This is a genomic window from Pseudomonas sp. SMV71 (assembly GCF_052042015.1).
GTDB lineage: Bacteria > Pseudomonadota > Gammaproteobacteria > Pseudomonadales > Pseudomonadaceae > Aquipseudomonas.
On sequence record NZ_JBKGGU010000040.1, the window covers coordinates 1 to 21,185 of the forward strand.

General features: G+C 64.5%; 15 protein-coding genes. 3 read left to right on the forward strand and 12 right to left on the reverse strand.

Annotated features, from left to right (window positions below):
* Nucleotides 1-267: 267 nt before the first annotated feature.
* The 12 genes from tagQ to tagH all read right to left on the reverse strand — a co-directional run bounded on the left by tagQ (nucleotide 268) and on the right by tagH (nucleotide 17,602).
* The gene (tagQ, locus tag ACLEJQ_RS25280; RefSeq protein ID WP_440799691.1) at nucleotides 268-1,203 is read right to left on the reverse strand and encodes a type VI secretion system-associated lipoprotein TagQ; all 936 of its coding nucleotides are present in this window, start codon (nucleotides 1,201-1,203) and stop codon (nucleotides 268-270) included.
* 87 nt (nucleotides 1,204-1,290) lie between these two features.
* The gene (locus tag ACLEJQ_RS25285) at nucleotides 1,291-3,036 is read right to left on the reverse strand and encodes a formylglycine-generating enzyme family protein (RefSeq protein ID WP_440799694.1); all 1,746 of its coding nucleotides are present in this window, start codon (nucleotides 3,034-3,036) and stop codon (nucleotides 1,291-1,293) included.
* A complete protein-coding gene (locus ACLEJQ_RS25290) occupies nucleotides 3,029-4,225 on the reverse strand; it encodes an ABC transporter permease (RefSeq protein WP_440799697.1) in 1,197 nt (398 codons plus the stop codon). Before ACLEJQ_RS25290 ends, ACLEJQ_RS25285 begins: the two co-directional genes overlap by 8 nt.
* Nucleotides 4,225-4,941 carry an ABC transporter ATP-binding protein gene (locus tag ACLEJQ_RS25295; RefSeq protein WP_440799700.1) on the reverse strand — a complete coding sequence of 239 codons (717 nt, stop codon included), beginning with the start codon at nucleotides 4,939-4,941 and terminating at the stop codon, nucleotides 4,225-4,227. Before ACLEJQ_RS25295 ends, ACLEJQ_RS25290 begins: the two co-directional genes overlap by 1 nt.
* Nucleotides 4,941-8,027, reverse strand: a complete 3,087-nt coding sequence (locus ACLEJQ_RS25300; RefSeq protein ID WP_440799731.1) for a serine/threonine-protein kinase — start codon at nucleotides 8,025-8,027, stop codon at nucleotides 4,941-4,943. Before ACLEJQ_RS25300 ends, ACLEJQ_RS25295 begins: the two co-directional genes overlap by 1 nt.
* 8 nt (nucleotides 8,028-8,035) lie before the next feature.
* Nucleotides 8,036-8,767, reverse strand: a complete 732-nt coding sequence (locus ACLEJQ_RS25305) for a PP2C family protein-serine/threonine phosphatase (protein ID WP_440799703.1) — start codon at nucleotides 8,765-8,767, stop codon at nucleotides 8,036-8,038.
* Entirely contained in the window at nucleotides 8,768-9,421 is a 654-nt protein-coding gene (tagF, locus tag ACLEJQ_RS25310; protein WP_440799706.1) for a type VI secretion system-associated protein TagF, read from the reverse strand.
* Nucleotides 9,418-12,918 (reverse strand): type VI secretion system membrane subunit TssM, encoded by a 3,501-nt coding sequence (gene tssM, locus ACLEJQ_RS25315; protein WP_440799710.1) that lies wholly within the window; start codon nucleotides 12,916-12,918, stop codon nucleotides 9,418-9,420. The genes tagF and tssM overlap by 4 nt, the downstream gene beginning before the upstream one ends.
* On the reverse strand, nucleotides 12,915-14,225 hold the full coding sequence (locus ACLEJQ_RS25320; RefSeq protein ID WP_440799713.1) for a DotU family type VI secretion system protein: 1,311 nt from the start codon (nucleotides 14,223-14,225) through the stop codon (nucleotides 12,915-12,917). The genes tssM and ACLEJQ_RS25320 overlap by 4 nt, the downstream gene beginning before the upstream one ends.
* A gap of 6 nt (nucleotides 14,226-14,231) precedes the next feature.
* Complete coding sequence (gene tssK / locus ACLEJQ_RS25325) at nucleotides 14,232-15,566, reverse strand: type VI secretion system baseplate subunit TssK (RefSeq protein WP_440799716.1); 1,335 nt, start codon at nucleotides 15,564-15,566, stop codon at nucleotides 14,232-14,234.
* 15 nt (nucleotides 15,567-15,581) lie between these two features.
* On the reverse strand, nucleotides 15,582-16,088 hold the full coding sequence (tssJ, locus tag ACLEJQ_RS25330) for a type VI secretion system lipoprotein TssJ (protein WP_440799719.1): 507 nt from the start codon (nucleotides 16,086-16,088) through the stop codon (nucleotides 15,582-15,584).
* Between the two features lie 65 nt (nucleotides 16,089-16,153).
* A complete protein-coding gene (gene tagH / locus ACLEJQ_RS25335) occupies nucleotides 16,154-17,602 on the reverse strand; it encodes a type VI secretion system-associated FHA domain protein TagH (protein ID WP_440799722.1) in 1,449 nt (482 codons plus the stop codon).
* Nucleotides 17,603-17,995: 393 nt separating this feature from the next.
* On the opposite strand from tagH, the gene tssA reads away from it, so the two are divergent.
* From tssA to tssC, 3 genes are all read left to right on the forward strand, one after another.
* Complete coding sequence (gene tssA, locus ACLEJQ_RS25340; RefSeq protein ID WP_440799725.1) at nucleotides 17,996-19,033, forward strand: type VI secretion system protein TssA; 1,038 nt, start codon at nucleotides 17,996-17,998, stop codon at nucleotides 19,031-19,033.
* 81 nt (nucleotides 19,034-19,114) lie between these two features.
* Nucleotides 19,115-19,621: a type VI secretion system contractile sheath small subunit gene (tssB, locus tag ACLEJQ_RS25345; RefSeq protein ID WP_003177230.1), complete on the forward strand. Its 507-nt coding sequence runs from the start codon at nucleotides 19,115-19,117 to the stop codon at nucleotides 19,619-19,621.
* A gap of 1 nt (nucleotide 19,622) precedes the next feature.
* Nucleotides 19,623-21,119 (forward strand): type VI secretion system contractile sheath large subunit, encoded by a 1,497-nt coding sequence (gene tssC / locus ACLEJQ_RS25350; RefSeq protein WP_440799728.1) that lies wholly within the window; start codon nucleotides 19,623-19,625, stop codon nucleotides 21,117-21,119.
* The last annotated feature ends 66 nt before the right edge of the window (nucleotides 21,120-21,185 follow it).

The following is a 21,185-nucleotide window of genomic DNA, read 5'->3' on the forward strand; positions in this document are numbered from 1 at the left end:
GTACCCCAAGCGTTCTTTGCTTACTTTCTTTGGCGTCTGAAAGAAAGTAAGTCGCCGTCAGGGCGAAACCGCCAGCCGCCATGACCGCAGCAATGGATATGTACTCGGTCAACAAAACCGCGACCAACAATCAGACCGCCATCGCGAGCCCGCTCGCGATAACGCAGGATCAGTCGACATTGAAGCCAACTGAACCGACGCCATCGCGAGCAGGCTCGCTCCCACAGGGTTTATGCCGTGATCAAATGATCAGCAGCAACCACTCAATCAAACATTCGGGCAAGGAACCGGTGCCCAGTCGCCCAAGTCCGGGTTTTTGCACATGCTGTTGACCTGGCTGGTGCCGGCACTGGCGACCTGCTTGCTTTCATTCTGCTTGACCTTGGCGGTCTGCAGGGTTTTCTCGGTGGTGACCGCTTCTTTGGGCACAGTTGGCAATACCGGTTTTTTCGCCGGTTTCACCGCTTTCTTGTTCTTGGTAGCCGGCGCCACGACAGGCGTGGTGTCCGCGGTGGCCACGGTCACCACGTCGTTACGCTGCACGCCCACTTGTTGCAGGTCTTTTTCGTAAGCCTGGGTGTAGTTGTTCAGGTCTTCGGACGCTTTGCCGTTGACCGCAACGATCAGGTCGTTGGACTCTTTCAGGCCGGCGACGATTTCGGCCAGGCGCTTGCGGCCTTCGGTGTCGTTGACAGTCTTGGCCTTGCGGTCGGCGACCAGTTTGGTGAACGCGCTCTGATAGCACTGCTGGGAAGCCTTGGCGTAGGCGGTGCTGCGGTCGATGTCGCCCACGCGCTTGTTGACGTCGGCGGCGTAGGAGGCGATGCGCTGGTTGTCATCGGCGATCTGCTTCTGGCGCTCGTTGTAGTACCCCACTGCACCACCGGCCAGGGCGCCGCCCGCGGCACCGATGGCGGCGTTGCGGCCACGGTCTTCCTTGTCGGCGGTCAAGGCACCCAGCAGCGCACCACCGACAGCACCGACGGCGGCACCGGTGACGACCGACTGGGTCATGTTGCCCTCGGTGGCACGCAGGTGCTGCACCGGCTCGTAGCAGTTAGGGTAGTACTCGACCTTGGTGCTGGACGCGACCTTGGACGTCGGCGATGTGGCGCAGCCAGTCAGGACGGTGCTGAAGCCGACAGCGACCAGCAGCAAGTTACGCTTGGAAACCGAAGCAAAAGGTTTACGGGAGAAAAGCATAGTTGTGTTCTCGTTTTAAGTTTTTGACCAGCTCAGCGCGGCCCCATCGCCGCCTGAGTCCCTTCCAAGCTCGCTGACAACGAGCGCTCAAGACCTCTGAGCGCCCGATGCGAGCAATTCCTTCAATATCGCCGCCGGGTCGGCTCGTTTTTGCTGACGATAATCCCCGACATGACGAACGAATAACGTGGCGCGTGCCACTAGGCTCTTGCCCAGTACCGGCTTGCGCTCCAACTCCTCCTTGATGCGTTGAAACTGCGCCTGGATCACGGCATCGGTGTAGCGCGTGCCGGTCGCCAGGTTGTCGATATAGATCGCCACGGCGCCGTCCAACGCACTTCGGCCGTTGTCGATGGCCGTGGCGAACAGCGTGGCGCTGGCCTCGTCCTTGGCGTCCACGGCCGCCTGATGACTGCGCTGCAGATTGGTCAGGCGGATGTTGTAGTTGTTGACGGTCTCGGCCACCAGGGCCGAAGACTGGATCAGGTTGCCGGCCGCTTCCTCGCGCTGCTGGGCGATCAACGAGACGTTGCGCTTGAGCTCTTCGTTCACCAGCCCCAGCTCGGCTTGCAAGCGTGGGTCGGCGCTGGCGGCGATGATGCTGTCCAGGCGTTTGGTCGGGTCCTCGGCGTCGTCAATGGCGTCGGTCAACGACGCCAGGCGCCCTTCCTTCTGCCACTGGGCAAACAGTTCCTTGTAACGCGAGCGCGGTGCCGACAACGCCCCGACCGCCACCCGGAAGCCGGTGGTTTCGTTACTTTGCTCGGTGCCGTCGGCGGCGAACAATGGATACTCGCGACGCATGCCGGTGAACAGCGTGCCCTCGCCTTCCAGGTAGTTGCCGCCCTTGACCACGAAGCCGCCATAGGCGCCCTGGCGCCGACCGGCGTGCACCAGTTGGAAGGACTCCTGGACCATTTCGGCGGCGTTACCCACCACGTCGAACAAGCCGATAGGGTTGGGCAATTTAGTGCCGATGGGCATCAGCCGCGCCGCCTGCCCGGTGCCGCCGGCGACCTGGTTGAACACTGCCCAGTCGGCCAGCGGTCCGTCACTTTCACTGCCTTCCAGGCGCCGGGGAAACAACCGGCCTTCCAGATCCTGCCGGCTCACGGCCTGCCCTCCCCGGGCGGCGAATTCCCATTCGACTTCCGTCGGCAAGCGCACGAAGCCCAAGCCGCCGTCTTCGGCGGACGTGCCGCGACCGCTCACCGGCAGCAGGTCCTTGTGGTATTTCATCAACCAGGCGCTGTACACCGCCGAGAAGCGCTCGGCCTCGAACTTGGACAGCTTCACTTTCGGCAGCCGCCCGGCCATGCCTTGGGGCAGCTCGGCCAGCAGGCCCCCGCAGGCCGGTGCGGGTTCGCCGCTGGCGAGCGACTGCGCCTGGGCCATGACCTGGGCGTACTGGCGCGCGGTGACTTCGTACTTGCCGATGAAGTACAGCATCGGCTTGAGTGGGGTCTTGGCGTCGGTCTTGGGCATCAGCGGGCTGATGGTCTGGCTCCAGTCCTTGGGCAAATCCTTGAGGGTGAATTGCCCGTTGATGAAGTCGCGCCGGTAGCCGGAAATGAACGACTGTTGATAACCGGCCTCGCCCTCGCTGAACGGGTAGCCGAGGCTGATCTCGCGGTCGTCCAGGGTGCCCTGGGCGAGGATGTAGACGTAACGGAATACCATCTGCCCTTCGCACGGCAGCGGCAGGCTGACGTCATCGGGCAACGGCTTGGGGTTGTCCAGTTTGTCAGTGCCTTCATCCGCACTCGCTATATTGCTCAGAGCCGCCAGACTGGCCAGGCTCAGCGCCACGGCGGCGCCCAATAACTTATACATCGCGGATTCCTTCAGAGGCCTGGATGCGCGCCACCCGCCAGCCGCCACAGGCCGCCGCCACGGCGCTGACGCCGAGCACGGCCACCAGGGCCAGCACGTAGTGACGCAACAGCAGATGGCTGGCGTACTCGCCGGGCATCTGCGCAAATAATGAGTTCAGGCCCGACTGCGCCAGGCCGTACAGCCCGGCACTCAACAGGGCCGCAAGGGTGGCGCTGTAGAGCGCCTGCAACACCACGAACAGCAACAGCGCCGCCGTGGAAACCCCCAGCAGGCGCAACACCGACAATTCCCGACGCTTGCGCTCGACCGCCGCCAGGGCGCCGGCAAAAATCGCCGCGAACGCCCCGGTCAAGGCCAGCCCGGCGATGATCCAGAACACGATCGACAGGTTGCGGCTCAACGATTGCACTTGTGCGATGGTCTGGGCCTGGGTCGACACCAACAGATTCTGTGCCGCGAAATACTGCCGCAGCGGCTCGACATCGCCAAGGCTGCGCGCATACAGCCGAAACGCCGGATACACCCGTTGCTCGGCCGCACCCACCGCATCGCCCGGCCAGTTCAACGCCGGCACTGCGCGCCCGTCGCGGTAATCCTCGGCGGCTTCCAGCAAGGCCAGGGGTGCGAACAGGCCGTCTCGGGCGAAGGCTTCCAACGGTAGGACGTGCAACACCCGGACCCGGGTGCGCTGGGCCTCGCTACGCCCGGCCACTTGCCGGCCGAAACTGGCCGTCAGCCAATCGCCGGTCTTGGCGCCGAGCTTTTCGGCGGCGGTCTGGCTGAGCACCACCTGGTCCAGGCCCTGGGGCAGCGGCAGATGATCGAGCAGCGGATCGTTGACCGCCGTAGGGATCATTTCCACCGTGACGGCTGCAGCGTCGCCGCTCAAGTCGGCGGTCGCCGCGATCTGCCGGGTACGCGGCAAGGCAAACGCCACATCGTTGCGCTGGCCCAGTTGTTCGATGAGCGCGGCGCTGAAACGACCGCCGCCCAACGGGATGATCTCCCGGGTGGCAGGGTCGCTCTGCAGACGCTCGGTCAAGCTGGTGACCAGGCCGAATTTCAGGCCGAACAGCACCAGCAGCGGCGCGACCACGGCCACCAACGCCAGCACCGAACAGGCCGACAGCCATGCATCGTTGCGGTAGTCCTGCCAGGCCAGCGAGGCCACCAGGGAGCTGCGCATCAGCAGGCCTCCCCGAGGGTGGCGGTGACGCCGCCGTCGTGATCGCGTCGGCAATGGATGCGCCGCACCTGCAAGCCGCTGGCGCGGGCCAGCGCTTCGTCGTGGGTGGCAACGACGCAACACACGCGGTGCTCCCGGGCCTGGGTCACCAGCAACTGCATGACGCGTTCGGCGTTCAGCGGGTCGAGGGCCGCCGTCGGTTCATCCGCCAGCAACAGCCGCGGGCCATGGGCCAAGGCTCGGGCGCAACTGACCCGCTGTCGCTGGCCGACGGACAAGTCCGCCGGTTTCTTGTCCAACTGATCGGCAATGTCCAACTGCCCGGCCAGGCGCGTCACGCTGTCGTCATCCTTCAAACCCAACAGCTTGCGCGACAATTCGATGTTGCCGCGCACATCCAGGAAACCCAGCAGGCCGCCGGTTTGCAGCACATAACCCAGGTGCCGGCTGCGTAGCTCGGCCAAGGTGCCTTGCTGCGAAGCCCGCCACAATCCGGCGATGTCCAGCGGCGTGTTGGCCGGCGTGAAATCGAACTGCCCGGCCTGATCCGGCGCCAGCACCAGCGCCAGCAGATCGAGCAGCGTGCTCTTGCCGCAACCGCTGGGGCCGACCACCGCCAGTTGTTCACCGGCACGCAGTTGCAGCCGGGGAATCACCAGGCTGTAGCGCTGACTGCCGGCGCCCCGGCTCTTGTGCACGGCGTTCATGTTCAGCATCACGGCAGCGTCGACAACGGAACGCGGTACAGGGCGTCGCCCGGCTCGGCATCGCCGAAACGCACCCAGTTCGCCAGGTCGTTGTGGAAGGTTTCGTAGAGGCGGATCTTCGACTCCAGCTCATCGATGAAATCTTCCTGCTCGGCCACGCTCAAGGACAGCCACAAGTCCTGGGTCATGTTCAGCGACTTGCTGCGGTACGGCAGCCCTTCCAGGTATTCGCCGAGAATCCCGCCGTCGGCGAGGTTGCCGCCCTTGCGCAACGCCGACGGGTCGCGGCTCATGTAGGCACTGGCGCTGGCGATTTCCTGGAAGAAATCCTTGGGCGAGCTCTGGGTCTTGCGGGCCGCGTCGACGATCAGTTTCAACGATTGCTGCAAGTCGTTGAGTTGCAGCTTGGTCAGCATCACGCAAACCTGGAACGCCGGCAGTGCCGGGTTGGTCAGGTCGCGGTCGGCGGTCCAGGCACTGACCAGTTGCGGCGCCTGGCTGGCGGTCTTGCGCCCCAGGAAGTCCATGTGCATCGCATAACCGACTGCGGTGGATTTGTCGGTCAGGCTCGGCGCCGCGCTTAACAGCGGCACGCTTTGCGGCTTGTTGCTGCGCACCTGATGCACCAGGTCGGCGAACACTGAACCGATCTCATCGACCCGCTCTCCGAGCTTATGCACATCGGCGCCCGGCACCGGAATGTACAGGTCGCCGATCTGCGGGTTGGCGTCGGCGGTCAGGGTGCGGTACTGGCTCTGGGCACCGGCGTGGGTTTTCTTGCCGGCGTCGCTGAGCAGGTGCAAGGCGTAGATCTTGATCTGCTTGCCCAGCGCGGCCTGACGCACTTCAGCCTCGTTCATCTGGGTCGCGGCGAACGGGTCGTTCTTGCGCAAGGCCCCCGCATCGGTGACCAACAGGATCAAGCGCCCGCCATAGCCGGACCAGTCCATGCCCTGCACCGCTTCCATCACACCGGCGAAGGCATCTTCATTGAACGAATGGCTCGACACCGTGGAGGCCTTGACCTGCCGCGCCATTTCCAGGAAGCGCTGCGGGTCGCGGCCCTGCTCCAGGGTAATCAGCGTTTTGGCGACGTATTCCAGGCCCGGGGTTTTCTTGATGCTGCTGCGAAAGCCCACCAGGCCGAAGCTGACGCTGTCCAGCTCGCCGCGCTCGGCGATGCGGCTTTGCAGTTCGTGGACCACATCGCGAACCTGATCGATGTAGGGCTGCATGGATACCGTGGTGTCCACTACCAACACCACGGCGGTGCGGAACGCGTCGGCATTGGCGCTGGTGATCGGTGTGTTGCCCGTGGCCTTGGGCGCATTGCCGGGGTCGATGGACGCCACGTTGAGCAACTGCACCGGTTGGCCGTTGTCATCGAAGCTCTCGCGGGAATCGAAGATCGGCAACAGGTAGAACTGGTTCTGCGGCACCGCACTGGCGGCCGGCTCCAGGGCCAGCACCTGCTGGTTGTCCGTCGGACTTTGCTGCGCCTTGAGCAGGACATTCCTGGCGTTGGCAGGATTCGCCAGCAGCTTCTCCACCTCGCCCGGCTGACGCAGGAACATCACCGGCGCACGGCCCGAGCGTTCGGTGAACTTGAGCACCAGGCTTTGCTTCCAGTCGCTGACCTGGGCGGCCGGCAACCAGCCGTCGCTGCGTCCATCCGTGGCGGCGCCGACGCGTACCCACGGGCTGCCGTTGACGTCTTTGCGCTGGTACACGTACAGCACGGAAAACGCCGGCAGCGCCTTGCCGGGCGCAGCGCCCGGTTCGTCGGCCAGGGTCGCGCCCGGCTTGGTGAGCACCCGTTGGAACAGGGTTTTCTTGCCGGCCATCAACAGTGGGCGCTGGCCGCCATCCGCCTGGGCGGTGTCTGGCGGATTCACCGGGGGCGTTACCGGCGGTTTGACCGGCGGCGCTTCGGGATTCTTTGCCGGAGGCGTTTCAGGTGCCTTGACCGGCGGCTTGCTGGACGACGCGGTCGAGGTCACCGGCGGCTTCTTGGTGTCGCCGTCATTCCCCGACAACCACCAGTAACCCGCACCACCCAATGCCAGCGCTACGGCCACCGCGACGGCAGCCAGGGCGAACACCGGGCCCTTGCGCTGTTCCGAGACACTGGATTGAGGGATCGGTCTGACGCTCGGCGCCGGCGGTTTTGGCGGCGGCGTCGGCTGCGCGGGGCCACTCGGGATGTCGATGGACATCGGCGTCAAACCGGCCAGGTCATCGCTCGCCGGTTTGCTCGATACCGGCAAGGGCAGCGGACGGATCAGGGTCGCCTCGGCGGAATCCGTCGGCAGGTTATCCAGCGCCCGCAGCAACGCGGCGGCATCCGGGAAGCGTTCCGCCGGGTCCTTCGCCAGCAACTTGCGCAACACCTCCTGGAAACGTCCGTGGTGCACCGGCAATTCCGGCAGCGGCTCGGTCAGGTGGGCCAGGGCTGTGGACAGCGCATCGTTGCCGGTATACGGCAGTTCGCCCACGAGGATTTCGTAGAGCACCACGCCCAAGGCGTACAGGTCGGCGCGGCCGTCGATGTCCTGGCCGCGCGCCTGTTCCGGGCTCATGTAGCTGGGGGTGCCCACGGCGAAACCGGCCTGGGTGAACTGGGTGCGGTCGTCCAGGGACTTGGCGATGCCGAAGTCCGACAACACCGCCGTGCCGTCGGCGCGGAACAGGATGTTGGCCGGCTTCACGTCGCGGTGCACCAGGCCCAGGCCATGGGCATAGCCCAGCGCCGAGGCGATCTGGCGGATGTAGACCAGGCCCTGCTCCGGCGACAGGCCGGCGGCGATGCGCTCCTTGAGCGTGCCGTTGGGCAGGTACTCCATGGCCATGTAATACAGCTCACCGACGTTGCCGATGTCATGGATGGTGACCGTGTGCGGGTGCGACAGGCGCGCCAGGGTCTTGCCCTCGCGCAAGAAGCGCTCGCAGAACGTCGGGTCGGCGGCCAGCGCGGCGGCCATGACCTTGAGCGCAACCTTGCGCTCCAGCGAACGCTGGGTCGCCAGGTAGACGCTCGCCATCGCGCCCTCGCCGATCTCCCCTTCAATGTCGTAGCCGGGGATCTGGATGTTCATGGCGGACTTCATGACGGCACCTTCACGACCACCACGGTGATGTTGTCCGGCGCACCGCGCATCAGGCCCAGGGACACCAGGCTGCTGGCGATTTCGCCGGGCTCGTCGTGGCTCAGCACTTCGCGGATCTCTTCATCTTCGACGGTCTTGTTCAACCCGTCGCTGCACAACAGGTAACTGTCGCCTGGCACCAGCAGCAGCTCGACCAAGGCCAGGTTCAACTGGGCCTCGACGCCGATGGCCCGGGTGACGATGTTGGCCCGTGGATGCACCCGCGCTTCGGCTTCGCTGAGCAAGCCGCTGTCCTGTAGATCCTGCACATAGCTGTGATCGCGGGAGATGCTTTCCAGCACCCCGTCGCGCAGGCGATACAAGCGGCTGTCACCGGCCCACAGACACATGCCGCGCAAGTCACGGGTCGCCAGCACCACCACGGTGCTGCCCATCATGGTCACGCCACGGTTGGCGGTTTCTTCGCGCACGGCGGCGTTGACCCGCAACAGGTCGGTTTGCAGCGCCGCGACGTATTCGTCCAGCGACCGCCCTACGGCAATGTTGCGCAGGCTATCGACGATCAGGCTGCTGACGTAATCACCCGCGGCGTGCCCGCCCATGCCATCGGCGACCACCCACAGGCCGTTTTCCGGCAGGTCCAGGCAGGCGTCTTCGTTGACCTGGCGGACCATGCCGACATGGCTCTTGCTTGCAGACTTGAATGCTTTTCCGGCACTTGGACGCATCTACACAACACCCTCTTGGCCGAGCAAAAATTGCGCAAAATCAGCGGCGGCCGGCAGGCCCTGGCACCGCATCAAACCGGGCGCGATGCGCTCCGAACCCTGGCCCCACCACAGACTGGCGCCTTCACAGGCCGACTCGGCGAGCGCGCTCATGCGCGCCTGCGGGTCGGTGGCCTCGAAGCGATGCAGGCCGGCGAAGCGCCCGCCGGGGGCGCGTGGCCGATAGTGCGGGCCGCCCAGGCTCTCCAACTCCGTGTTGAACGTTTCGAAACTGGCCTCGACGCTCAAGGTGCTCAACAGCAGATTCTCGACCCGCTCGAACCAATCGTCCGCACCGCCGACCACCGATGCCGGGTCCGCGTCGGGCTCCAGCAGCAGCGCCACGGTCAACGGGAAATAGCGACCAACCCGATCGATACTCGGCATCACCACCCCCACCGCCGCATCCGGCCCGCACACGCCGGGCGCGACCAGAAAGCGCCACAGCGGGCTGACCAGATAAGCGTCCAGCCACCGCTCGCCGAGGCTGGTCTGGCTGGCGAGCAGACCCGCCGCCAGCCAGGAATCCCACGGCGCGATGAAGCTCTGAGGCAAGCCACGGCTGACAAAGTCTCCACGGCTGGCCAACTTTCCATAGAAGCCCGGCGTACTCATAGCCGCTCCGGCAGGCTGAAGCCGCTGAGCACCCGGCTCTTGAACGGGTTGAAGGCGCTGTTGGCCCGCAATTCGTAAGAGGCACTGGCGTTATCGACCCGCAAGCGCAGGTTGAAGCGGTCCGGCGAGTTGCCGGCGGTCAGGTCCGATTGTTCCAGCAAGCGGAACCAGGCCCAGGGCCCGTCCAAGGTGATGCCGGAACGGCCACTGGAGGACGGCGGCATGATCGAGATCCGCACCACGCCGATGCTGCCCGGGTTCGGCCACTGCATGGCGGTCGGCCGGCTCGGGCCGTGGTCGTAGCTCAATTGCTGGCCGTCCAGGTCCAGAAGGAACTGGGTGATGGTCGAATCCATCGCCACTGGCTTGAGCTCGAACCGCACCATCGGCTGGGTGCCGCCGGAACGGAAAAACGCATCGCGAATGGCCGCTGCGCGCTGGAAGGTCTGCAACACGCCGGGGGCGATGCCGAGCTTCTGTGCCGCGCCCGGCTGCCAGCGCCAGGTCGGCGTGGAAGTGTCGACGTAGGGCTGCAGGTACTTGCGGAAGTAATTGTCCATCACCCCGCCGACCCCGAAGAACTGACCGAAGTCATCCAGGGTCGCGTCCCGCGCACTGCCCGGCGACATCGGGTAGCGCCCGGCCAGGGACTGGCGATAAATGTTCACCACTTCGCTGGTCCAGGCGGCGTTCAGTTGATTGCGCACCCCGCCCATCATGGTGTTGGTGGTGGAGTTGACCACCGACTTGACCAGGCCCTGGACCAGCGGCGGCTGGCGTTCGGCATTGAGGCTGACCCGGGTCGCGGCGGCCGTAGCCTGATTCTTCGCCTCGCCGAGCAGCGCATCGCCACTGGCACCGACCATGGCGCTGACCTGCACATACAGGGCATTCATGTCCGCCAGCAGGCCGTCGATGGCTGCCGGTTCACCTTCGTTTTTGTTGACAATGCTGTTGAGCTCGGCGAAGTGCGCCGTGATCGGATCATCGCTCTGGGCCGGCGCGTTTTGCGTCGCCTGTTCCTGGCCGAGCAAGCTGCCCAGGCGCTCCTTGAGCTTGTCCACCCCGCCTTCCGCCGGCACGCCTTGGGCGGCCAGCAGGCGTTCGTCCTGTTGCAGGTCGGTTTCTTTCGCCACGGCCACCAGCAGTTTTTTCAACGGCGAGGTCGGTCCGGAAATCACCCGCAGCACGTCGGCAGCCTGGGCCACGCTGGTGATCGGCACGAAGTCGATATCCGCGAGCAAGGCGTCCCACTGGCGCTGGTAGTCCTGGAAATACAGTCGGCGCACATCGGCAGCGAGGCTGGCGACGTTCTGCTGGTCGGCCTGCTCGAAGCCCAGCACCCACTGCTCTTCGGCCAGGGTCCCGGTCTGGCTCAGGCTGGTGAGCAAGAAGCCCTGACGGTAGCCCTTGACGGTGAAGAGCCCGCTCAAGGGTTCGCCCAGCGGCTTGCCGCTCTTGCGACTGAACACCAGCGCGGCGTCTCGCCCGGCGGCTTCGTTGATGCGGAAGTCCGGAATGCCCTCGGGCAGTTTCTGGCGCTTGATCCGATCGTAGACGCGCTGGGCCACGGGCAGTTGTTGCAGTTGCCGGCGCAGGTCTTCGATCAGCCGTGGGTCCAGGCGGGCGTTCGGTGGGCGGCGCTCGAACAGCGCCTGCAAATGCTCGCTCAGGGCCAGGCGCTGCTCGGCCGGCAAGTCTCGCGGCAGGCTACGATCCCAGTCCAGGGCGATCCAGGCCTTGATGAAATCAGGGTCGTAGTGCTCGTTGTCGGCGAGCATCAGGTACGCCTTCAGGCCTTCGTAAAGGAAATCCGAATTGCCGCCGCCGTGCAGCTGCTCTTCGATGCGCGTCAGCAGGCGTGGCGCGAAAACTGCGATCAGCAGCTTGCGATAGACGCTGCCGGACTCGGCTTCGAGCATGTCGCCCTGATACAGGCCCAGGCCTTCGGCCCAGCTCGGCGCATCGTCGGCCAGATGCTTGACGGCATTGAGCAGCGGCAACACCGCGAGCACGTCACGTTGTGCCGGGCTGAGGTTCTGCACGGCCTGACCCAGGGGCGCGACCTTCTGGTCGACCTGGGCAATATAGGCCTGATTGGCGCGGTAGCTGACCCACCACAACGAGCCGACCACCAGCACGAGCACTACGGTTGAGGCCAGCACACCACGGGCGATCCACTTGCGCCGGCGCTCGACTTTCGGGTCTACGCCCACCAATCCACGCTCGGCGAAGGCCACGGCGGTGAACAGTTTTTCGATGAAATAGCTGCGCCCGGTGCCGGTCTGGCGCGCCAGGTGCTGACGGTCCAGGTTCATGCTCTGGGCCATCGCTCCGATCAAGCGGTCGATCGGGCTGCCTTCCTGGGTGCCGCTGGTGAAGTACACGCCGCGCAACAGCACACGCTCTTCGAAGGCATTGGGCTTGAACACACCTTCAAGGAAGCTTTGCAGGCAGTCCTTCAAGGCGCCGAATTGCTGTGGGAAACCATAGATCAGGTCGCGCCGCGCCGGGTCGCGTTCCTGCTGCAAGCGCTCCACCAGACGCTCGTTGAGCCGCTGCTCGAGGCCAGCAAATTCGCTTTGCAGGTGCGCCAGTGGGCTGTCGTTGCTCTTGCCGTCGTCCAGGGCGAAGGTCATGCCCCATACCTGGGCGCGTTCTTCTTTGCTCAGGGTGTCGAAGTACTCCATGAACCCCGGCACCAGGTCGAGCTTGGTCAGCATCAGGTACACCGGGAAGCGCACGCCCAGCTGGGTGTACAACTCCTGGATCCGCAGACGGATCGCTGCGGCATGGGCGGCGCGCTCGGCATCGCTGCCCAGCAGCAGATCGGACAGGCTGATGGCGATGAACGCGCCGTCAATCGGGCGCCGCGCCCGTTGTTTTTTCAGCAGGCCGAGGAAGCCCAGCCACGCGGCCTTGTCGACAGTCGCGTCGCTGTCCTGGGTGGTGTAGCGGCCGGCGGTATCGAGCAGTACCGCCTGATCGGTGAACCACCAATCGCAGTTACGCGTACCGCCGACGCCGCGCACTGCACCGGCGCCCAGTTGCGCGGCCAGCGGGAAGTGCAGCCCGGAATTCACCAGCGCGGTGGTCTTGCCCGAACCCGGCGGGCCGATGATCACGTACCACGGCAGCTCGTAGAGGTTGCGACGCTCGTCACCGCCCAGCTTGGCCTTCTTGAGCAGCGCCAGGGCCTCGTCCATGCGCTGGCGCAGGGTTTCGAGTTCTTCGGCAGTAGCAATGCTGGTGGGGTCGGGCGGGGTCTGCTCGGCCAGGCTGCGCATGACTTCGGCGGCCTGCCGGCGGGCCTGGATGATGCGAAACACCCGGTAGGCGATCCACACCGCGAACACCAGGACGATCAACGCCCAGCGACGGCCTTCGGGCACCAGCCAGTCCAGCAGCGGGCCGACGAACCAGATGATCAGGCTCAGGGCGATCAGGCCCAGCAACGGGATGACCCAGCGGATCATAAAACTGAAAAACGCCTTCACTCGACCCCCTCCGCCAACACTGTGATTTCAACCCGACGATTGCGCGCACGGCCTTCTGTCGTGGCGTTCGAGGCCAACGGCTCGGTATCGCTGCGGCCCTCGGCACTGAAGCGTTCGGGCTGGCCGGTCTTGGCCGAAAGAATCTCCAGCACCGACCGGGCGCGGGCTTCGGACAAGGCCCAGTTGGACGGAAACCTGAGGGTGGCGATCGGGCGATTGTCACTGTGCCCGGTCACCAGTACCTGACCCTTGACCTTGCGCACCGCGTCGGCGATGCGCAGCATCAGCGGTTGGAAATCGTCCTTGATGCTGGCGCTGCCCGAGGCGAACAGTTCATCGCCACGGATCGTCACCACGGAACGGTCGACGGCGTCTTCCACGGCGATCCGTCCGGCCTTGATTTCATCGGCCAGGAACCCGGCCAGGCGTGGCCGCTCGATGACCTTGGGCTGGACCACGGGACGGTCGATGGCTTGGACCGGAATTTCTCCCAGGGCATGGATGTTCTTGAACACCGGCTCGGCGTCGGACGCCAGTTTCATCCGCAGGCCGAACAGCAGCGCCAGCAGCAATGCCACGCCAATGGCCACGGCGATCCACGGCGGCATGAATTGCGCCAACCGGTCGCGGGCCACGGTGACCCCGCGCCAGTGCGGCGACAGCTCGCGCTCGTAGTCGCCACGGGCGCTGCGGATCACCGCACTGGTGCGCTCACGCAAGGCTTCCAATTGGCTGCGGCCGTCGTTCATCACCCGGTAGCGCCCTTCGAAACCCAGGCACATGCACAGGTACAACAGCTCCAGCAGATACAAGCGTTCGCGTGGGCTTTGCAGGCAGTGCTCCAGCAACTGGAAAACCTTTTCGCCACCCCAGGCTTCGTTGTGCACAGTGATCAACAGACTCTGCTTGCCCCAGTCGCTGGTGCCGCCCCACGGGGTGCTCAACACCGCTTCATCCAAGGCGGTGCACAAGGCGTAGCGGGCCAGCAGCACGTCATTGCGTACCACGCCGGCGGCCTCGGCGCGCTCTTCGAACTGGCGCAGGTAAGCCAGCAGTTGCGCCCGCAGGCTGGCCGGAGCCGGGTGGGAAATGGTGCTGCGCAAACGCGTCAGCAAAGCCAGCAGCGGGCCGGCGGCGCTCTCCAGCGGATTGAGGCCCTGGGCCTTGCCGGTCAGCACCGGTGCAGCCGGCATCGACAATGGCGCGGCCGCAGGCGCCGGTTGCGGGCGACCGGAATCGGGGCGGAACGGGTCCGCGCCACGGCCGCCGGGCGTTGGCATGAACTGGGTACGATCGTCGTTGCTCATCGCGCTTTATCCTCGGATCGCCCAGAACGCCAGGTTCAGCCCTGGGAACTGGCCGGCGATGTGGAAGGCAAAACCACCGGAGTTGCTCAGTTGTTGCCAATGGTCGCTGCCGCGGTCCAGCTCGTAATAAGTGGAGCCAGCGTGGTACGGCAGTTGCCGTGGCGCCACTGGCAATGGCAGCAGGCCGATGCCCGGCAGTTGCAGGTTGACCAGGTCGCGAATGTGCTCCACCGAGCCGACCTTGCTCTGCTGGCCAAAGCGCCCGCGCAGGGTTTCGGCAGGGACATCGGCGCGCACCACCAGGATGAAACTGGCACTGTCGAGCAGCGTCTTGTCCGCCAGCATCGCCACATGGATGCCGTAGGCTTTCTCGACAATCGGGATCGGCGTGGCCTTGCTGTCGATCAGCATCGACAAGGCTTCGCGCAGGGCCTGCATCACCGGCGCGTAGCTCAGCGCCAGGTCATCGTGCTGATATTGCGGGAATTCCTGCGGTCGTCGGCCGGATGCGGTGAAGGTCGAGAACTCCCCGGCCAAGGCCACCAGTTCGCTGTAGAAGCGCTCGGGGTGCAGCGGGCTCAACTGGCTCAGGTGCTGGATCAGCGGCTGGGCGCGGTTGACCAGTTGCAGCAGCATGAAATCGGCAATCTCCGAAGCGCCACCGGCACCCGACGCCACCACCCGCCCGGCGAGGGCTTCGCCGCGCTGGTGGAGCAGGCCGAGCAATTCACTGCGGAACGCCGCCAGCGGCTTGGAAGCGACCACATCCAGCACCGGCGGGATGTAGGTGTCGTCCAGCACCAGAGCGCGGTCGGCGCGCTTTTCCTTGATCCGCACCACGCCGATGGCGGCGTAGTCGCCGATGCCATCCTGGGCGGTCAACAAACGCAGTGCCCGCGAGCCCAAGGCCACCGGCGCACGATTCTCAAACGGTGCGTTGTCGTCGCGCACTTCGCTGACCTGGCTCACGTAGCGCGCAGCGCCCAGGGGCTCGCCTTCGTCCACGGTGTCACGGGCGCCGGCACGCTTGAGCGGCAAGGCCAGGTACACCAGGCCGTCGCGCAGGTTGTCATCGACGTTCAGCGGGGTCGGCGCCAAGTCATCATGAGGAATATTGAACGGCGTGCCATCCGGCAGCAGGCCCCGCGCCGAAATGATCGCCAGCTTGCCCTGGGCCAGCAGGCCCTGGTCGATCTGCAATTCGGAAAAACCCCAGGCGCCAGCCGACAGCGGGCGACTGCGGGCGTCGATGAGGTTTTCCAGGTAACGGTCATGCTGCTGGAAGTGCTGCGTTCCAATGAACATGCCTTCCGACCAGACCACACGATTGTTCCAGGACATGGGGGCTCCGATTGCTTATTGGGCAGGGCTGGATGGGGCGCCGACGACGTCGCTGCGCACGGCGCGCACGTCGAGGCTGATCTGGTATTCGGTGTATTGGCGTGCCGGTACGTTGAGCACCGTGCGCCACAGCGACTGGTCCAGTTCGCGGTAACCCACCAGGATGCCGATATGACGCGTCGAGGGATCGAGGTCGCGTTGCAGGCTCAGTTGCTGGCCGGGCTGGATCAGCACTTCGTCCTGATCGATCAGGTCGGGGCCGAGCGTCGCCTGGGCGCGTTCGGCCAGGGCGAAATAGTCGGAGCGGCCGAAGGTAGCGGCGTTCTTCAATTCGAAAATGCGCACCCGGACCGGGGCCGGCTGGCCGGTCGCACCGGGGTTCAGTCCGGCAATGGCGTGGAAGTGCAGCTCGACGGCGGCAGTGTCGGCCTCAGCCTCTTCGGGCTGCGATGTGGCCGCATCCTTGGCGCACGCCGTCAACAGAAGCGCGGTGGCAACTGCGAGTAAAAACCTGTGAATCATCCTGCGTCCTCAATGACGTTTGAGCTATCCGTTGTTTGGCTTGTTCGGGTTATGTACAACGACGCTCAGCGGCGTCGCTGTCGGGTGCTGTGTTCTTCGTAGGCGCGGCTGAATTCACGGCCGAACAGGTCCTGGAAATCCTCCTGGGCTTCCCGGGAAATGTTGCTGTAGAGCTCGGTGAACTGCTGCCAGTACTGGGCCTGTCGCGAGCCGTTGAAAATGCTCGACAGCCCGCCGGGCTTGCCCATGCGCTCTTCCAGTTGCGCCGGCTCGAAGCGTGCCAGCAGATGCTTGATGGCCGCTTCCACACCGGCCATGACCGCCAGTTGGTGAGCGCGCAGGTCATCGAAACTGTCACGCACCGCCGCATCCGGCGCCATGAACGCCTGGTTGCCGTGACGCAGCAGCAACAGCAGGGCCTCGTCGACATTCGGGGCGAATTTGAGCGGGTTGTTTTCCACCGGCTGGATCATGGTCTGCTGGATGCGGAACTCACCCTTGAGGCTGGCGCGGGCGCGCAACACGTCGATAAGGCCCTCGACCATCAATCGGTAGCTGCGCCCGATGTTCTCCATTTGCGCTTCGGCCTGGGCTTTGTCCAGGCGCAACTGATCCAGACCGGCACCGCGCAGAAACGCCTGCAGCAGGTCGGGTTGCGCGGCGTCGAACGAAGCCGCCGGAGCCTCGGCGCGGGTGACTGGCGCAACAGATACCGGCGCGGGTTCGCTCGGCGGGCTGACTTCAGCCACCGGCATCGGCGGCACGGGGGTCGGGATCGGCTCGATCACCGGGGGCGGCGCTACCGGCAGCGGCGCAACGGGCACCGGCGGGATCGCCACTGGCGCGGGCTTATCGCTGAGCAGGTCCCAATCTTCCGGGATCACCGAGGCGGTGTTGACGGCCACCGGCTCGATCACTGGCGGTGGGCTGGGACGCGGGATCGGTGTCGGCGGACGGAAATCGTGCTGCTGGGCCGGCACATGGTCGGGCTGGGTCGCAGGCGGGACGCTGGGCGGGGTGAGGAAATCGAACAGGTCGGGCATGGTGTCCATGGCCGACACACCCTGGAATTGTGCCGGCGACGGCACGGGCATCGACACCGGCGTACTCGTGGCAGCGGCCTGGCGCCCCATCAGGGCCTCGAAGCTGCTGGACGAATCGGCGAACGGGTTGCTGTCGCTAGCCGGCAGGCTGAAATCGACACGCGCCTGGATCTCGTAATCGCCGATGCGGATCACTTCGCCGTCTTGCAACGGCTCACTGTTACCCTTGCGCAGGCGAATGCCGGCCTTGACCAATTCCACACCATTGGTGCTGTTATCGGTCAGGTAATAGCGACCATCCTTATATTGAATAACGCAATGTTGGCCGGAAACCAGGCGCTCGGGATCCGGCAATACCCAATCGTTATCGGAATTACGGCCAATTGCCATCACGCCCTGGTCCATGGACTTTTCTGAACACTGACCCGGGGTGATCTTGTGATAACTAGTGATAGTCAAACACAGCGGCATCTCGCCTCCTTGCTGAACACTTCTTTGCTGATCGCACACACGGTGATTCTAGTGAATTTGCCCCGGCGCTCACGCTGGAAACGGCGTTTTGCCAGCATGATGGCTGATATTACCCGGCCTGCATGACAAAAAGCCTGCTTCCGTGCCGTCTTCGACCTGTCAGTCGCGAGGGTTGTTAAGCGCCTCACAACTGTAACAGAGGCGAAATAGCTTACCTTGACAAGCGATAAGTACTACACCAAAAATGCACAACTTCTTGAATATAAATGATGGCACTTTAAGATCATCCAGCATCTATAGGGCCACTACCTTCAGGAAACATGCGAAGTTTCATCCGAAACTTGTGTATGCACTGCCCGAATTTTTCAGTGGGCGATAGGGAGATCGATCCAAGTGGATGTGCCGTTGCTGCTCGCCGCCGTTTCCGCGACTTCGCCGTGCGGTGAAGACCTGGAATATGACGCGGATTTCCTGCGCCTGGAGCGCGACTCCAAGGGCCAACCCGAGCGCAGCATGGGCGACTCTATCCTGCCGGCCGAACCGCCCGAGTGGCGCAGCATCCGGCAACAGAGCCTGGACTTGTTGCAACGCAGCAAAGACCTGCGCATTACCCATTTCCTGCTGCAAAGCACCCTGGCCCTGGAAGGCATTCCCGGCCTGGCCAGCTCCCTGACCTTGATCAGCGAACTGCTCAAGCAGTATTGGGCCGACCTGCATCCGCGCCTGGACGCCGATGACGACAACGACCCCACGGTGCGCATCAATGCCCTCGCCGGCCTGACGTCCGACACCACCATTCGCCTGCTGCGCGAAAGCATCCTGGCCCGCTCCCGGACTTTCGGCGCCGTCAGCCTGCGCGCCGCCGCCAATGCCAGCGGCCTGCAGAGCTTCGCCGATGAAAGCCTGGGTGCCGAACAGCTCGCCGGTGCCTTGCGCGACTGCGACCCCGAGCAGTTGGAAGTCACCCGGGCGGCGCTGCTGGAAGCCCGCAGCGCGGCCGAAGCCATCGAGCAACAGGTCAGCGACCAGGTCGGTTCCGCCCAGGGCGTGGACCTCGGCCCACTGAAGCAGCCGCTGAAGATGGCCTTGCAGATTCTCGGCCAGTTCGCCCCACAGAGCGGCGACAGTGATCTGTCCGAGCCCGTCAGCGACGACAGCACAGCGACCGCTGAACCTTCCAGCGCACCGAGCACGCCGCGCGCGACCAGCGCGAGCGGCGTCAGCGGCGAAATCAACAACCGCGACGACGTGCTGCGCAGCCTGGACCGGATTCTCGCTTACTACACCCGTCATGAGCCCTCCAGCCCGCTGCCGGTGCTGTTGAACCGGGCCAAGAATCTGGTGCACGCCGACTTCGCGGCCATCGTGCGCAACCTGATTCCCGACGGCATGAGTCAATTTGAAAACCTGCGCGGCCCAGATAGCGAATAAAAGCGAACGGATCACGCAGTCACGTCGCCGGTACCACCGGATGACGCCAACACCGTCGCTCAAGCGACCAGGAGCAGCAACGTGGCGAAGCAAAGTTCTCAGAAATTCATCGCGCGCAACCGCGCGCCTCGAGTGCAGATCGAGTACGACGTCGAGCTCTACGGCGCCGAGAAGAAGGTCCAGTTGCCCTTCGTCATGGGGGTGATGGCCGACCTCGCCGGCAAGCCCGCCGAGCCTCTGGCACCGGTGGCCGACCGCAAGTTCCTCGAGATCGACGTCGACAATTTCGACTCGCGCCTCAAGGCCATGCAGCCGCGCGTAGCCTTCCATGTACCCAACGAACTGACCGGCGAAGGCAACCTGAGCCTGGACCTGACCTTCGAAAGCATGGACGACTTCAGCCCGGCGGCCGTGGCCCGCAAGGTCGACTCGCTGAACAAATTGCTCGAAGCGCGCACCCAGTTGGCCAACCTGCTGACCTACATGGACGGCAAGACCGGTGCCGAAGAAATCATCATGAAGGCGATCAAGGACCCAGCGCTGTTGCAGGCCCTGGCCAGCGCGCCGAAGCCAGCACAGGATCAATGACATGACCGACAACACAGCCCGCGAAGGCGTCCAGAACCTGGGCGCGACAGAAGAGACCAGCGAGTTCGCGTCCCTGCTGCTGCAAGAGTTCAAGCCCAAGACCGAACGCGCCCGTGAAGCCGTCGAGACCGCCGTGCGCACGCTGGCCGAACAGGCCCTGGCGCAGACCGACCTGGTGTCCAACGACGCCATCAAGTCGATCGAATCGATCATCGCGGCCATCGACGCCAAGCTCACCGCCCAGGTCAACCAGATCATCCACCATCCAGAGTTCCAGCAGCTGGAAAGCGCATGGCGTGGTTTGCATTACCTGGTCAACAACACCGAGACCGATGAGCAACTCAAGATCCGCGTGCTCAACATCTCCAAGACCGACCTGCACAAGACCCTGAAGAAATTCAAGGGCACCGCGTGGGACCAGAGCCCGATCTTCAAGAAGATGTACGAAGAAGAATACGGCCAGTTCGGCGGCGAACCTTACGGCTGCCTGGTGGGCGACTACTACTTCGACCAGTCGCCACCGGACGTGGAACTGCTGGGCGAGCTGTCGAAAGTCTGCGCCGCCATGCACGCTCCGTTCATCTCTGCGGCATCGCCGACCGTGATGGGCATGGGCTCGTGGCAGGAACTGTCGAACCCACGCGACCTGACCAAGATCTTCACCACCCCGGAATACGCCGGCTGGCGTTCGCTGCGTGAATCGGAAGACTCGCGCTACATCGGCCTGACCATGCCGCGCTTCCTGGCGCGCCTGCCGTACGGCGCCAAGACCGATCCGGTGGAAGCCTTCGCCTTCGAAGAAAACACCGACGGCGCCGACAGCTCCAAGTACACCTGGGCCAACGCGGCCTACGCGATGGCGGTGAACATCAACCGCTCGTTCAAACACTTCGGCTGGTGCTCGCGCATCCGCGGCGTGGAGTCCGGCGGCGAAGTGGAAAACCTGCCGGCCCACACGTTCCCTACCGACGACGGTGGCGTGGACATGAAGTGCCCGACCGAGATCGCCATTTCGGACCGTCGTGAAGCGGAACTGGCGAAGAACGGTTTCATGCCGCTGCTGCACAAGAAGAACACCGACTTCGCTGCGTTCATTGGCGCCCAGTCGCTGCAGAAACCGGCCGAGTACGACGACCCGGACGCCACCGCCAACGCCAACCTGGCTGCGCGCCTGCCATACCTGTTCGCCACGTGCCGTTTCGCCCACTACTTGAAGTGCATCGTGCGCGACAAGATCGGTTCCTTCAAAGAGAAGGACGAGATGCAGCGCTGGTTGCAGGACTGGATCCTCAACTACGTCGACGGCGACCCGGCGCACTCCACCGAAACCACCAAGGCCCAGCACCCACTGGCAGCGGCCGAAGTGATCGTCGAGGAAGTCGAAGGCAACCCGGGGTACTACAACTCCAAGTTCTACCTGCGCCCGCACTACCAGCTCGAAGGGCTGACCGTGTCGCTGCGCCTGGTATCGAAACTGCCGTCGGCCAAGGGTGCGTAAGCACTGGCTGAATTAGGTACCCCTCGGTGGGAGCAAACCCTGTGGCGAGGGAGCTTGCTCCCGCTG